The 14,901-nt window shown below is 60.7% G+C and carries 13 protein-coding genes and 1 tRNA gene; 4 read left to right on the plus strand and 10 right to left on the minus strand.

All coding sequences use genetic code 11. The features are described from left to right. Positions 1-54 precede the first annotated feature (54 nt). The 8 genes from R8L07_02510 to R8L07_02545 form a co-directional block, all read right to left on the minus strand. Complete coding sequence (locus R8L07_02510) at positions 55-726, minus strand: 3-oxoacid CoA-transferase subunit B (protein MDW3204389.1); 672 nt, start codon at positions 724-726, stop codon at positions 55-57. Next, entirely contained in the window at positions 723-1,445 is a 723-nt protein-coding gene (locus R8L07_02515; GenBank protein MDW3204390.1) for a 3-oxoacid CoA-transferase subunit A, read from the minus strand. Before R8L07_02515 ends, R8L07_02510 begins: the two co-directional genes overlap by 4 nt. 55 nt (positions 1,446-1,500) lie before the next feature. Continuing rightward, positions 1,501-2,100: a protocatechuate 3,4-dioxygenase subunit alpha gene (gene pcaG / locus R8L07_02520; protein MDW3204391.1), complete on the minus strand. Its 600-nt coding sequence runs from the start codon at positions 2,098-2,100 to the stop codon at positions 1,501-1,503. 1 nt (position 2,101) lies between these two features. Continuing rightward, on the minus strand, positions 2,102-2,848 hold the full coding sequence (pcaH, locus tag R8L07_02525) for a protocatechuate 3,4-dioxygenase subunit beta (GenBank protein ID MDW3204392.1): 747 nt from the start codon (positions 2,846-2,848) through the stop codon (positions 2,102-2,104). Between the two features lie 2 nt (positions 2,849-2,850). After that, positions 2,851-4,776 carry a TRAP transporter fused permease subunit gene (locus R8L07_02530; protein MDW3204393.1) on the minus strand — a complete coding sequence of 642 codons (1,926 nt, stop codon included), beginning with the start codon at positions 4,774-4,776 and terminating at the stop codon, positions 2,851-2,853. Next, positions 4,773-5,756 (minus strand): TAXI family TRAP transporter solute-binding subunit, encoded by a 984-nt coding sequence (locus R8L07_02535; protein MDW3204394.1) that lies wholly within the window; start codon positions 5,754-5,756, stop codon positions 4,773-4,775. Before R8L07_02535 ends, R8L07_02530 begins: the two co-directional genes overlap by 4 nt. Positions 5,757-5,778: 22 nt before the next feature. After that, positions 5,779-7,266 carry an aldehyde dehydrogenase family protein gene (locus R8L07_02540; GenBank protein ID MDW3204395.1) on the minus strand — a complete coding sequence of 496 codons (1,488 nt, stop codon included), beginning with the start codon at positions 7,264-7,266 and terminating at the stop codon, positions 5,779-5,781. 121 nt (positions 7,267-7,387) lie between these two features. Next, a complete protein-coding gene (locus R8L07_02545) occupies positions 7,388-8,668 on the minus strand; it encodes a Rieske 2Fe-2S domain-containing protein (GenBank protein ID MDW3204396.1) in 1,281 nt (426 codons plus the stop codon). Positions 8,669-8,786: 118 nt separating this feature from the next. Here R8L07_02545 and R8L07_02550 point away from each other — a divergent pair, with 118 nt between their 5' ends. From R8L07_02550 to R8L07_02560, 3 genes are read left to right on the plus strand one after another with little or no spacing between them, the layout of a single operon-like run. Then, on the plus strand, positions 8,787-9,731 hold the full coding sequence (locus R8L07_02550) for a PDR/VanB family oxidoreductase (GenBank protein MDW3204397.1): 945 nt from the start codon (positions 8,787-8,789) through the stop codon (positions 9,729-9,731). Then, positions 9,721-10,887, plus strand: coding sequence for a Gfo/Idh/MocA family oxidoreductase (locus R8L07_02555; GenBank protein MDW3204398.1), 1,167 nt, complete (start codon positions 9,721-9,723; stop codon positions 10,885-10,887). Before R8L07_02550 ends, R8L07_02555 begins: the two co-directional genes overlap by 11 nt. Before the next feature lie 23 nt (positions 10,888-10,910). Further along, positions 10,911-11,900: an ABC transporter substrate-binding protein gene (locus tag R8L07_02560; GenBank protein MDW3204399.1), complete on the plus strand. Its 990-nt coding sequence runs from the start codon at positions 10,911-10,913 to the stop codon at positions 11,898-11,900. A gap of 4 nt (positions 11,901-11,904) precedes the next feature. Here the strand turns inward: R8L07_02560 and R8L07_02565 are convergent, their stop codons facing one another. Continuing rightward, complete coding sequence (locus R8L07_02565; GenBank protein MDW3204400.1) at positions 11,905-12,444, minus strand: MarR family transcriptional regulator; 540 nt, start codon at positions 12,442-12,444, stop codon at positions 11,905-11,907. A 111-nt stretch (positions 12,445-12,555) separates the two neighbouring features. On the opposite strand from R8L07_02565, the gene R8L07_02570 reads away from it, so the two are divergent. Further along, on the plus strand, positions 12,556-14,328 hold the full coding sequence (locus R8L07_02570) for a thiamine pyrophosphate-binding protein (protein ID MDW3204401.1): 1,773 nt from the start codon (positions 12,556-12,558) through the stop codon (positions 14,326-14,328). Positions 14,329-14,729: 401 nt separating this feature from the next. Here R8L07_02570 and R8L07_02575 read toward each other — a convergent pair. After that, positions 14,730-14,806: transfer RNA gene (locus tag R8L07_02575), tRNA-Ile, on the minus strand. Positions 14,807-14,901: the final 95 nt, after the last annotated feature.

Here is a 14,901-nt window from a genome sequence, read left to right on the forward strand (position 1 = left end):
GGATAAGCATGGAGTGGGACGGTTGCTTCCATTGTTTGGAAAGGCATCTATGGCTTAAACGTCAGCCGCGATAAGATCGCCCACCACGCCGTCGGTATGGAGCGTTGCGCCGGTCTGCGCCTGAAGATCTGTCAAAGAGATATCCGGAAGCTTCTCACGTAGAACAAAATGGCCGTCTTCGATATCGACGACGGCTAGGCTGGTATAAACCCGGGTAATACAGCCGACACCGGTCAATGGGAAGGTGCAGCGTTCAACCAGCTTGGGCTGACCATCCTTAGTGACATGTTCGGTGATCACGGCAACCCGTTTCGCGCCATGCACAAGGTCCATCGCACCGCCGACGGCCGGTACACCCTTGGAGCCGACACGCCAATTCGCGAGGTCCCCGTTTTGCGCGACCTGATAGGCGCCCAGAATGGCGACATCCAAATGCCCGCCCCGTACCATCGCGAAACTGTCGGCATGGTGAAAGAAGCTGGCACCCGGTTTCAGGGTCACCGCCTTCTTACCGGCATTGATAAGGTCCCAGTCCTCCTGCCCTTCCGGCGGCGCCTCGCCGAAGCCCAGGATGCCGTTCTCGGTGTGATAGACGGCCTGACGACCCGGCGCCTGATACTTCGCCACCATCTCCGGGAATCCGATACCCAGATTGACATAGGCGCCGTCTTCGATGTCCTGGGCCGCGCGCCAGGCGATCTGGGCGCTTGTCAGTTTCGCCGTCATTCGTATCTCACTCCCGCCCGAATCAGGGCCTCTTCCTGTCCCGGATCGGGCACTTCGACTACCGCATCGACGAACAATCCCGGTGTAACGACGGTCTCAGGATCGAGTTCGCCCGGTTCCATAATCCGGCTTGCCTGCACGATGGTCCGGGCCGAAGCCATACACATGATCGGGCCGAAATTTCTGGCGGCGTGGCGATAAGTCAGGTTGCCGTGCCGGTCCGCGCATTCCGCCTTCACCAGAGCGAAGTCCCCCTTCAGCCAGCGTTCCTGAACACACATCTTGCCGTCGAACTCCGCCGTCGGCTTCCCTTCGCCCACCTCCGTCCCGTAGGATGTCGGCGTATAGAAGGCGGGAATGCCGGCACCGCCGGCGCGAATCCGCTCTGCCAGTGTGCCCTGCGGGATTAGTTCCAACTCGATCTCGCCGGCAAGGTACTTCTCGGTAAAGGCACGCGGGTCCGATGATCGCGGGAAGGAACAGATCAGCCGCCGCACCATGCCTGCATCGATCATAGCGGCGAGGCCGACACGTCCGTTGCCGGCATTGTTGTTCACGACGACCAGATCGCCAGGGCTCCCGGTCGCCTTGTAACGGTCGATCAGCGCATGAATCAATTCAATCGGCGCGCCCGAACCGCCGAATCCGCCGATCATGACGGTCGCGCCGTCGGGAATGTCGGCGACCGCAGCCGCCAGACTTTCAATGCTTTTGTCCATATCTACGCCCGGATTGTAATTCGATTTCGGCTTTGGGAGACTGGAAGGTACTCCGTCACAGGTCGAAGAACACCGTTTCCCCGTCACCTTGCAGACGGATATCGAACGCGTAAACACCGTTCGACAGTTTGGTGGCGATCAATGTCGCGACCCGGTGCTTGTGTTCGATGCGCGACAGGATCGGGTCCGAGGTATTGTCTTCGTCATCGAAGTAAATCCGGGATTGAAGACCGGTATTGATGCCGCGGGCGACGATCCATACAGCGATATGCGGTGCCTGCCGCTTTCCATCCCGGTTCTTAGTGGACCCCGGCTTGATGGTCTTTAGGGTCCACTTCCCGCTTTCGGGATCGGCACAGACACGGGCCCATCCTGTGACCTTCGGATCGGCACCGTGCTGTCCGGGATAAAGACCGCGGGCGTCGGCCTGCCAGACTTCGAACATCGCGTCGCGAACGACCCCGCCGGTACCGTCGATCACCGTCCCGCTGATTTCAATCACCTCGCCACCGGCCCCGTCGTCGAAGGTCGACTGACCCAAGTCGTGTTGGTAGATGCCCGTCAATCCGGCATAGCCGGGCACGGTTCCAATGTGAACGAAGGGTCCTGCCGTTTGCGAAGACGTTTCCCGAAGCGTCGTCAGTTGCTGAACCATGTCACATACCTTCGGGCTTGTTGTCGAACAGGGTCTGACGCCGCCCGCGCAGCACGATATCGAACTTGTAAGCCAAGAAATCATGCGGTCTGGAATGTGCAAAATCGAGCGGCGCGACCAATTGGTCGATCCGGCCCCGATCCTTAACGGTCGCCACGATCGGGCAGCGGGCAATCAGAGGGTCGCCTTCGAAATACATTTGCGAGATTAGGCGCTGACCGAAGGCGGTTCCGAAGATCGAAAAATGAATGTGCATCGGCCGCCAGTCGTTGCCCCGGTTCGGCCAGGGATAGGCTCCCGGCCGCACCGTGAGGAACTGGTACCGCCCCTCGGCATCCGTCAACGTTCTGCCGCAGCCGCCGAAATTCGGATCCAGCGGCGCGAAATAGGTATCTTTGATGTGCCGGTAACGGCCACCGGCATTGGCCTGCCATATCTCGACCAGCGTATTAGGGACCGGTCTGGCATTTTCGTCCAGTACGCGGCCATGCACCAGAATCCGCTCCCCAACGGCGGGTGCCCCACCGCCGGTGAAGTTAACAATCAGATTATTGTCAAGCGGCCCGATACAATTGTGACCGAAAACCGGCCCAGTCTCCTCGGTAATTGTGCTCTCCATCGCCAATAGGGGCAAAGACGGGGAGCGCGTCACACTGGTTTTGTAATCCGGGTCATAGGCAACCGGATGAACCGACCTATCGCGCGGGATAAGTGGCCCGTCGGAGCAAGCGGAGGGTTGCTGCACCATCATTATTCCTCCTTCAGGACGGCTTTTGTGCCCGTCTGGCCGCGCCGGGAATGGAGATAGGTCGTAGCCAGAAGGAAGGCCGTGCCTGCCATCCCGGCCACCGCGATCATTGGCTGCGGAGTGACGGCCGCTACTGCGCATACGAACAGCGCGATCCGCATCGGCCAAGCCATGGCGCCGCCACCGGGAAACTTTGCCCATTCCAACGCCACCGCGATCGCGGAGACAGCCGAAATCCCGCCCAGGATCGTCAAGGTGACGGCAAATGCGTCCCCCTGCCCCAAAATCGCCGGGTTCCAAAGGAACACGAATGGGATCAGGAACCCGACAACGGCGAGACGTACCGCGTCCAGCGCAATGATGATCGGGTCTTCCTCCGCAATCGCCGCCGCCGCCAGGGCCGCCACCGCAATCGGCGGGGTGAGCGCCGACAGGATCGCGAAGTAGAGCAGGAACATGTGGCTTTCCAGGTCGGGATACCCGATCTTCGCCAAGGCCGGCCCAACCAGGACCGCCGCGAGGATATAGGCGGATGGTGTCGGCATCCCTAGGCCGAGGATGATCGTAACCGCAGCCGCGACGAGCAGCGTGATGACCTCGACACCCGCGGAGACTTCCAGAATTACATTCGCGGCCTTCATACCCAGCCCGGTCATCGACAGACCGCCGATCACCAGCCCCGCCGCCGCGCAGGCGCCTGCGACGGGAAGGATGCGCAATGTCGTCTCGGCCAGGCCTTCGACCACATCGCGCAGAGACATCCGCGTTCGCTTTGTAAACAGACTGGCGACGATCACCGCCATCGCCCCGGCCCCTGCGGTAAAGACCGGCGAGTATCCCGCAACCAGCACTACGACAATAATCGCGATGGGGACCAGGTAGGGCCACCCATCCTTCAACGTCTTCGCCAGCGGCGGGACCGCGTCTTCATACGGGCGGTAACTGTAGCGCACCGAACGGAAATGAACCTGCAGGAAGACGCCGAAATAGTACAGCAGCGCCGGGATGATGGCGGCGAACACGATCTCGCGATAAGGAGTGCCGGTGTATTCGGCGAGGATAAACGCAGCCGACCCCATGATCGGCGGCATTGCACTGCCACCGGTGGAGGCCGCGACTTCGACAGCGCCGGCGAAGCGTTTTGTGTATCCCAGACGCCGCATGATCGGAATTGTGATCGATCCGGTCGCGACAACGTCCGAAGTCGGGCTGCCGGACATTGTGCCGTACAGGCCCGATGAGATGATCGCGACTTTCGCAGGACCGCCCGCGCTCTTACCGGTTAACGAAGCAGCGAGGTTGAAGAAGAAATCGCCGCCGCCCGCCTTGGCCAGAAGCGTCCCGAACAGGACGAACAGGAAGACATAGCTGGCCACGACCTGCACCGGCACGCCGAAAAGACCGTCGGTGGTGAAAACCAGAATATCCAGAAGATAGCTGAAATCTGATATGCCGTGCCCGAATGGCGGTGGCAGCATGTAACCGAACTGATTGTACAAAAGGAAAACGCCGACCACGGCTGTAAGTCCAAGCCCCGTCGTCCGGCGGGTCGCCTCCAAAGTCAGCGCCAGCAAGGACGCGCCGAAGAAGAATTGTGCCGGGGTAAAGGGATCCAGCAGTGTGATCCGGTCCGAGATTTCCTTGGCATTAATGAAGAAAAACACACCGGCTGCTAGGCTAAGGGCCGATAGTCCCCAATCCAGGACCGTCGGCCTGTCCGATGCATTCGGCGAATGGCCGATGACGATAAACAGAAGCGTATAGATACTGGAGACAAATAGAATTCCAAGCACCAGCGGGTCGGATATCACGAAGATATTCGCGTAGATGACCCAGCAGGCAAACGCCGCCGCCACGAGGCTTAGCAGCGTAAGCGGCGCACCTTTGAAGGTGCGCCGCCGACCCGTTGCGAGGAGGGAAATCCTCATTTAATTAGGCCCGCTTCTTTGTAGGCGCGCTCTGCGCCGGGGTGGAACGGAAGAACGGTCTGACTGACCATCAACGCCGGATTCAGCTGCTGCATCGCCTTATGCACGCCCCGGATTTCATCGATATTCTCGGCAAAAGACTTCGCCAGCGAATAGGCGGTGTCATCCGACATGCTGTCGGTCGTGACCACCATCGCGCCGAGCGCCATGGTCTTCACATCGCCTTCCTGCTTCGAATAGCTGCCGGACGGGATCGTATAGGCGGATGTGCCGAATTCTTCGTTCGTCGCATCGATCACGTCTTGCGGAATCTGCAGCAGAATGACGTCGACATTCTCGTCAATCGCCCGGAACGAGGAATGGCCGATGAAGATCCCGTTGGTCGCCATGCCAATGCGGCCGTCCTTCATCAAGTCGCCCTGTTCGTTGGCACCGGCGCGAACGAAGCTGCCACCGTTTTCAGTCAGCTTGGCTTCACTTAGCCCCGCCTTCTCCAGCATGAACAGTGCCACGTTCCCGGTGATATTCCCCGACCGGTTGATACCGATGGAAATCGGCGCGCCGGAGGTCGCGATATCGTCCAGGCTGTCGATGTTGTACTGCTCGGCCAGATCCTTCCGCAGGAAGAAATGCATTGGCGCCCAGTTATACATGTAGCCGATGGCCATCATGTTCGTGACCGGCGCATTGAACGGTTCCTGTCCGGTCAGCGCGAGTTTGACCTCGGCGTCATGGACCAGCCCAAGATCGGTGCGGTTGGCACCCAGAAGACCGATATTGGCAAACCCCCCCCCGGTCGCCTGGTAGGTGATCACGGAATCCCCATCGGACACCTTGACCGCCCGATCCATACCGGCACCCAGCAGCGACCAAAGGCCGCCGGGGTTTCCGCCGGACAGGGTCAGGTTGACCGGCTCCGCCTGGGCCGCCCCGGCCGTCAGGCCAATACAGGCGGCAATTACAAATGCCTTAAGTTTCATCGAACGTCTCCCTTCCTCACCATCATGGGTGTTTTGATTGTTTCGGAACGATCGTGACCGTCTTCTGCTCGGTGTAGGCGAGAAGCTCCTCCAGACACTCTTCGCGTCCGATTCCGGAACTCTTCACGCCGCCGAACGGTGCGCCGAGGTAATGGTCACTCGAATCGTTGACCCAGACGTATCCAGCCTGGATGCGATCCGTCAGGCGCATTGCGGTATCGAGGTCCCGGGTCCAAACAGACGCGGTCAGTCCGACATCCAAGCCATTGACGACGTCGAGCATCTCGTCTTCGTCTTGCCAGGAAAGGACGGACAGAACCGGCCCGAACACCTCTTCACGCGCAATTCTCATTTGCGGCTTCAAACCGGTCACCAGCGTCGGACGGACGAAGTATCCGCCCTTCGGTACGCTGGACGGCTCTCCGCCAGCGGCAAGAACGGCGCCTTCCGACACCGCCTGCTCAATGAAGCCGCACACTTTCTCGTATTGCCGGGCCGTCGAAAGACAGCCCATCTCCGTAGCGTCGTCGGTCGGATCGCCGACCCGAACCTTGTCGAAAGCCTGCGCGATACCGTCGACGACGCGGTCATGCAGAGATTGATGTACGAGAACCCGGCTCGTGGAACCGCAGGACTGTCCGGCGGTCCAACCCAGATTCATGCCCTTAACAGCACCAGCGATCGCCGCGTCGATATCGGCGTCCGGGCAAATCACCAGGGCATTCTTGCCACCGAGTTCTAGCTGTGTGCGTTTCAGCGTATCGGCACCGCCACGCAGCACGGCCTTGCCGGTCTGCACACTGCCGATCAGGCTGACCGCGGAAATACAACGGTGCCCACAGATGGCCGAACCAAGCTCCGCGCCCCCCGTCAGCACAGACAGTATTCCGGGCGGGAAGATATCGGCGATCAACTCCGCCATGCGCAGCGCAGAGAGCGGCGTTTCTTCCGAAGGTTTCACGATGACCGCGTTTCCAGCGGCCAATGGCGCCGCCATCTTTGCGGCCGCGAAGAGAAGCGGGTGATTGAAGGCCACCAGCCTGGCAACGACGCCCAACGGTTCCCGCGTCACATAAGTGATTTTCCCATCGCGCTGCGGAATCGTCTCGCCCTTGGCTTCCGTCGCGATGCCCGCAAAATAGTCGATCAGTGTCGCTCCAAGACCGACGTCGAACCGCATACCGGTGATGGGATTTCCGCTATCCAGCGCATCGATAAGCGCCAATTCCTCCGCATGATCCCTGAGACGTGCCGCAGCCTGACGCAGTGCCGCCCCTCGCGCGCCGGGACCGGCGCGGCGCCAAGCGGACTGAGCCGCCTTAGCGGCATCGACTGCGGAACTGAGGTCGGATAGGTCGGCATCGCGAATGGTGGCCAGCACCGTTCCGTCACTGGGAGAGCGAATGTCTCGTTCGCGGCCCGCCCCTTGGCGCCATACCCCGCCGACGAACAGTTCCGTTCGTACGACCGGCAGACTCCGCGCGGGTGCTTCCTTGGCGTAACCAGGCACTGTACCCTCCCATCGAACGGGCCCAGGGGCCCCACGTCTTTTCGACGCTTTTTAATCGTTGCATCGCGGTGACTGGCACCGCACGGCCGCGCGTTCGTTGACGGCGGCCGCTATCTTTCCGTTACTCGGCGGCGTCCGCCGGTCTTTCCTGACCCAGGCTCCGCCAATCGATTTCTTTGTCGTATACGCCTTCCTTGGACGAGACCGTGACATGGGGGACCAACGGTGCCGTCGTTCCGATCGCCGGCCCGCCCTCCAGCACCGTGCGTGCCGCCTCGCTCATCAATCGTCGGAATTCTACGACCGCGATATCCGATGACCCCAGCAGGTCCGTCGATCGGTCGACCCGGGCACCCATCGACACCCACATCGCAAGATCCTGGTTCGGAATTCCTTGAATGCCGGTGAAGTTGCCCAGTTTCATAGCCTGACGGTCTTGCAGGAAATTGTTGTCCTCGTTCCGCTTCGGTACCCATCGGTCATCGACATCGATGCCTTTCTGGGTATGGGTAAATTTTCGCCATTGCTCGGTCGACGGACAGGCCTTGCCGCCCCAGGCGATGAAGTGAAAATGGCTGGTCTCGTCGTCGATCGGGACAATCACCGTCGCGACGTTATAGTTGTTGTTCGGCGGGATCAGCGATGTGAACGGGGCGATGTATTCGGTGATCCGCAGATAATTGCGAGTCGCGGCATGTTTGATCGGCTTGCGGATCGCCGCGTAGTGAAACCCGTAGGGCGTCCGTTCCGTCTGCATGCGCGGCGACTTGTCGGTCGACGGACGGTACCAGGACGCATCGTCCGCTGCGGCACCCGGTACGCGTGCGGGAACCATGTCGGAGGAATGCAGCGAGGAGGAATGCGCGCTGTCGATCTGGCCTTCCGTGATCTGCGCCCAGTTCGCCGGGATACGCATTTTCAGAATAGAGACCAGCGTGTCGTCATCCGGCGAGAAGGCAGGCCGCTGAAACTCCGGCGCCTCGCTCTCGGTATCGAGCCATGCCCAGACAAAGCCTGCACATTCGTGGACCGGATAGGCCTGATGGCGAACCTTGTCGATCATCGGGGACCCTTCGGGCTCCGATGCCATGGACACGCAATTACCCTCTACGTCGAATTTCCAGCCGTGATAGAGGCAACGCAGTCCGCAGTCTTCATTCCGGCCATAGACCAAGGACGCCTTCCGATGCGGGCAAAGCTCGTTGAGCAGCCCCACGCGGCCTTCGGTATCGCGGAAACAGACATAGCGCCTCCCGATCGCTTCGATTAGCAAGGGCTTGCCATCGGGCTCGGAGACTTCCTCGGAAAGACAGATCGGGACCCAATGCTGACGCATGAGCTTGCCCATCGGCGCGTCGCCTTCGACCAGGGTCAGAAGATCGTTCTCTTCCTTGGAAAGCATGCGTTTCTCCCGTTTCTCTTCGTTTCATCTTCAGGGCAATGCTCTTGACGAAACGTTAGATTTCTAATATTTAGACATCTAATAACATGAGAATCTGAGATTTGACAAGGGGGATTTCGTGGAAGCGCCCAACGACCGGATCGAGATGAAGGTGGCGGAGCGCCACAGCCTGACCCCGGAAATCATGGAATTCACGCTGGAACCGGCAACCGGATCGGCCCTGCCGGCCTTTACGCCCGGCGCCCATATCACTGTCGAGACCCCTGACGGCGCCATGCGCCGATATTCGCTTTTGAACGACGGAACGGCCCCTTCCGCTTATGTGATCGCCGTTAAACGAGAGCGAAACTCCCGTGGCGGTTCGGCGTCGATGCATGAGCAGGCGCAGGAAGGAACGGCGCTGTTAATCGAGGCTCCGGAGAACGACTTCGAGTTGGTCGACAGTGCGAAATACATTCTGATCGCCGGCGGGATCGGCGTGACCCCGATCCTGTCGATGGCCCGGCATCTCAGCCGTGAAGGAAAACCCTTCACCATCGTCTACTGCACACGGACCGCCGCAGACACCGCGTATCTGGACGAGATTTCAGCCTTCAAGGGCGCCACCGTCCACCACGATGAAGGCGATATCGATCAGGCTTATGATTTTTGGGACCTGCTGGAGAAACCCGGGACGGAGCATGTCTACTGCTGTGGCCCGTTCGGCCTGATGGAGGAAATCAAGGCCCTGACCGGACATTGGCCGGACGGTCGCGTTCATTTCGAAGAGTTCAGCCCGGTTTCCGTCGTTCGCGACGACGATGTCGCGTTCAACGTAACGCTAAAATCGAAAGGCCAGACGATCGAAGTTCCCGCCGATCGCTCCATTCTGGAAGCCTTGCGGGACGCCGGAGTGCAGACCGTTAGTTCTTGCGAAAGCGGCACGTGCGGCACCTGTAAATGCGCCTTGATCGAAGGCGAAGCGGATCACCGCGACCTTGTCCTTATGGACGAGGAAAAAGCCGACCACATCATGATCTGCGTCTCGCGCGCCAAGACCGGGGACCTGACGATTGATCTCTGACCCCATCCGTCTGGGGGTCGCCGGACTCGGACGCGGCTTCATGTTGACTTTGCCGAGTTTGCTGGCCGATCCCCACACCAAACTGGTGGCCAGTGCCGCCCCGCGGGAGGAATCGCGGCAGGCCTTCCGAAACCAGTTCGGAGGAAACGCTCACACGACTGTCGAGGAACTGGCGAAAGACCCGGATGTCGAAGCGGTCTACATCGCCACGCCGCATCAGATGCACCGCGACCATGCGGAAATTCTGGCGGCAGCCGGAAAGCACCTTCTTGTCGACAAGCCGCTGGCCATAGACATGGCGGATGCGACGGCGATTGTGGACGCGGTAGAGCGGGCCGGGATTCGTCTGGTCACCGGTCCCAGCCATAGCTTCGATCAGCCGGTCGTCGCCGCCCGCCATATAATCGACACCGGGCGCTTCGGAACGGTGCGCATGGTCCACGCCCTGAATTACACGGATTTCCTATACCGCCCGCGCCGGCCGGAAGAACTTTCAACGGCATCGGGCGGCGGTGTCGTGTTCAGCCAGGCGGTTCATCAGGTCGATGTCGTTCGCCTGCTGATGGGAGGGACGGCGCACGCCGTCTCCGCCGCGACCGGCAACTGGGACCCGGCGCGGCCGACCGAAGGCGCCTATGCGGCATTGCTGCATTTCGACGGGGGCCGATTCGCAAATCTCGTTTACTCCGGCTATGCCCATTACGACAGCGATGTCCTCCAGGACGGGATCGGCGAACTGGGCCAGCCCAAGGATATGTCGACCTATGGCGCGGCCCGCCGGGCGCTGGCCTCCGTCTCCTCTCCGGAGGAAGAAGCCGCGTTAAAGTCGAAACGCACATTCGGCGCCACCGAGGTCCCGGCCGCCGCCCCCCATCCCGAGCATTTCGGGCCGGTCTTCATCAGTTGCGACCGTGCCGACCTGCGCCTGACCGGCAAGGGGATCGAGATATGGGGCGATTCGAAGCGGGAATTCGTCTCTGTCCCCGCCATCCCGGCGCCACGCACCGAAGTTCTGAAAGGTCTCTACGACGCGATCCGGTTTGGTAAGGCGCCACCGCAGAATGCGCGGTGGGGCCGTGCCAGCCTGGAAGTCTGTCACGCGATCCTGGAAAGCGCGAACACCAACGAGCGCATCTTACTGCGCCATCAGTCCTAGATATCAGGGAGGAAAGACCGAATATGGGTACGCTGAGATTATCGATCGCCATGGGCGATTACGACCGCACCCGGCCGATCCACGACGGTCGCGTCAAGATTGACGGTGTGGAGCCGGTGACGATGCTGCTGTCGCCGGAAGAAATGTTCTTTCGGGCCTTCCGGCATGAAGCCTTCGATGTCAGCGAGCTTTCCTTCTCCTCCTATTGCGTAAAGCATTCGAAGGGAGAGAGCCCCTATGTCGCCGTGCCGGTATTCCTGTCGCGGGCTTTCCGGCATTCCTCCATCTATATCCGTACCGACAAGGGAATCAAATCGCCGGCGGATCTAAAGGGCCGCCGGATCGGGATCGCGGAATGGCAATTGACCGCCAATGTCTGGGTCCGGGGAATCCTGGAGGACTACGACGTCAAGCAATCGGAGATCAGCTGGGTGCGCGGCGGTATGCACGCAACCGGACGCCCCGAAAAGATTCCGGTCAACGTCCCGAATGACGTCACGATCGAAGCGGCCCCGGACGACCGGACGCTGGATCAGATGCTGCGCAATGGAGAGATCGACGGGTTCATCGGCCCACGGTCCCTGCGCTGTTTCGACGAGGGACATCCGAATGTCGGACGGTTGTTCGCGGACGGCATCGAGGCGGCGTCCGCCCATTTCGAGCGTACCGGCATCTTTCCAATCATGCATGTGCTCGGCGTGAAGCGGGAGATCGCGGATGCCAATCCCTGGCTGCCCGGCGCCCTGCTGAAGGCCTTTACACAATCCAAGGCAATGGCACAGCAGGCCCTGCAGGACACGTCGGCGACGAAGGTCACGATGCCCTTTGTCGAAGATACGCTAACGCTTGCCCGGCGCCTGATCGGGCCGGAAATCTGGACCTATGGCGTTCCCGGCAACGAGACGGTGCTGGAGGCGTTTCTGGACCTGCATCACCGGCAAGGACTTTCCCCGCGCCGCCTAAGCATCGGCGAGATTTTCCATCCGGCGACCTATGAGGCCTACAGCCTGTGATCGGCTACTCCATGAAGCTGGAACGCGTGGCCGGCATTTTCAGGCCCCGCGCTTCGACTTCAATCTCATCCTGTTCAAGATTGGCGAGGATCGCGATCAGGTCTTCGCGGAGCCGGTCACGCCGCTCTTCCGGGATACCCGCAAGGGCGACCTCGTTCGCTTCGACCGCAAGCGGCTCGAGCAGTTTTTGCAGGTCGCGGCCCTTGGGACATAGGAAGACATGCTGCCGCCGCTTGTTACCGCCCTGCGTCCGGCGCTCGATGATCCCCAGCCGCTCCAACTTCGTCAGGGCGGTATGGGTGGTAGGTGCCGTAAGGTTTGCCGCTTCGGCCAACTGGCTTTGCGAAATTCCTTCGTGCTTCCACAGGATGCGCAGGAAGACCCATTGGCCGAACGAAATTTCATGCAGGGCCAACCGGCGTGCAAGCGACCGATTGAAGCCGCGGGCACACAAACGGACGAGATGCGCAATGCGTTCGTCCTGGTACGACAGAAGGTCCTTCGCATCCGGGGCGGCGTCGGGTTTCGGCCTTGGCGTGGACATCCGGTCTCCTGGGCTCGATGCGAAGAAATGCGATACCGTCACGAGAAACGCGATCCGGACGGGCTATGTCGCAGCGCGAAAGATGCAGCACAATAGCGAAGGAAGCAGGAATTGGTAAACCCGAGGAAAGACGACCCCGCCGAAACGCCTGTGCCGAGCTCCGGCGACACGCTATGGGGCAGCGATGCCCTTGCCGAGACGCTGCGCCGCCTTGGCATTGAATATGTCGCGCTGAACCCGGGCTCCAGCCTTCGCGGACTCCACGACAGTCTGGTAAACCATCTGGGCAATACCGATCCCAAAATGCTGCTCTGCCTTCATGAAGAGCATGCCGTCGCAATCGCACATGGCTGGGCCAAGGTAACCGGCGAGCCGATGGCGGTCATCCTGCATGCCAATGTCGGCCTGATGCATGGCTCCATGGCGATTTACAATGCGTGGTGTGACCGGGTTCCGATGCTGATTCTGGGCGCCACCGGTCCGGTCGCCGCCGATTTACGCCGACCGTGGATTGACTGGATACATACGTCCCGCGACCAGGCCGCGATCATCCGACCCTATGTGAAATGGGACGATCAACCCGCCAGCCTGCCCGCCTCGGTCGATGCGATGGCGCACGCCTTTTCGATTTCGAAGACCGCCCCGCAAGCACCCACCTATGTCTGCTTCGACGTTTCGGTGCAGGAGGCCGCGATATCGGACATGCCGTCGCTTCCCACATTCTCCACATACCCGACGCCGGATGTCCCGACACCGTCGCCCTCGCAGCTCGCGCACCTCAAGGACATGCTGAAGCAGGCGGAACACCCGACATTCATGTTCGGGCGCATGACCCGCTCTGCCGAGGACTGGTCCGCGCGCGTCGCCCTGGCAGAGCACTACGGGGCGCGTGTGGTGACCGACGTAAAGACCGGCGCGGTCTTTCCGACCGACCATCCGCTGCATGTCGGGCCGCCATCCTTCTTCCTGTCGGAGCCACAAGCAGCGGCGTTGCGGGAAGCGGATTTGATCGTTGCTTTCGATTGGGTCGACGTCGCGGGATCGATAGGCCACACGCAATCAACGGCTCCGGTGGTGAACATTTCCATCGATCATCATTTGTCGAACGGCTGGTCCTTCGATCATACCGGTCCGGTTCGGGCGGAATTGCACATCGCCACGCAGCCTGACCTCTGCGTTGCCGCCTTGCTGGATGACCTGGGAATCCCGCGGCCGGACGCCGTTCCCCCAATTCCTGTGACCGCCAATTCCGCTTTCGACGAAGCCGCCGACGCAATCTCGATGCAGGATTTCGCTAGCGCGCTCGGCGCAGGCCTTCGCGGAGAGCTAGCGACACTGATGCGCCTGCCGTTGGGATGGGATGCCGGACGTTGGGATTTCCATCATCCGCTGGACTATCTGGGGTATGACGGCGGGGCGGGTATCGGCTCGGGGCCCGGCATGGCGGTCGGCGCGGCACTGGCCTTGCAGGAAACCGGGCGCCTGCCGGTCGCGGTCATCGGTGACGGCGACACCATGATGGGAGTTTCCGCGTTATGGACCGCGGCCCGCTACCGGATCCCGATGCTGGTCGTCGTCTGCAACAACCGCTCCTTTTACAATGACGAGATACACCAGGAGAAAGTTGCCAAGGCGCGAAACCGCCCCACCGAAAACAAGTGGATCGGCCAGGCCATCGCCGGTCCGGATATCGACTTCGCGGCGATGGCCGAGGCGCAAGGCATGATCGGCATTGGCCCGATCTCCAGGCCGCAAGACCTGTCGGATGCCATCCGATCCGCCGCCCGCCAGGTCCGCGACGGCCGCTGCGTCCTGATCGATGCCCGCGTCGAACCCGAATACGCTTCCTCCATGTCAAAGGGCATGACCGACGATGGGTCATAGAAACATCTTAAATCGGCGGGCAACCGGGGAAACTCCGGGCGCCTCGAACGGTCTCACGAGGTCGACCTCGACGTCTGTTAAGGGTCAGGGACGGAAGCTGATCGAGGTAATGCGATTTGACCGCTTCAGAAGTTAAAGCAGACATTCTCTGATCGGCTGCCGTGTTCTGAAAGGGCTTCAGACTTCGATTGCCTCAGAACATCGGCGTCCAAACCGACTTTCAACGCAAAACTGAGTGCAGAATCTGGAATCTCATAAACGCCGCCATTATCGGCGGCACCGCATTTTAACGAAAAATCATGAAGTTGCTCGCACCTTAAGGCGATCAATGAATGAACTAATGGCCTTGTGCGCAGAGTTTCCGAGACTCGTGTGCATTAACGATGAGAATCGACAAAGGATGGTGGGCCCGGCAGGATTCGAACCCGCGACCAAACCGTTATGAGCGGTCCGCTCTAACCAACTGAGCTACAGGCCCACCGGGTCGGGCTGGCCGACCGTTCTGGGCCTATAGCAAAGGCGGGCGGGTTGCGCCAGTGTGTGGTTGCACCCCGCCGCCGGTTTTGGTTTCGA

The sequence above is a fragment of the Alphaproteobacteria bacterium genome (assembly GCA_033344895.1).
Taxonomy (GTDB): domain Bacteria; phylum Pseudomonadota; class Alphaproteobacteria; order UBA8366; family Aestuariispiraceae; genus Pacificispira.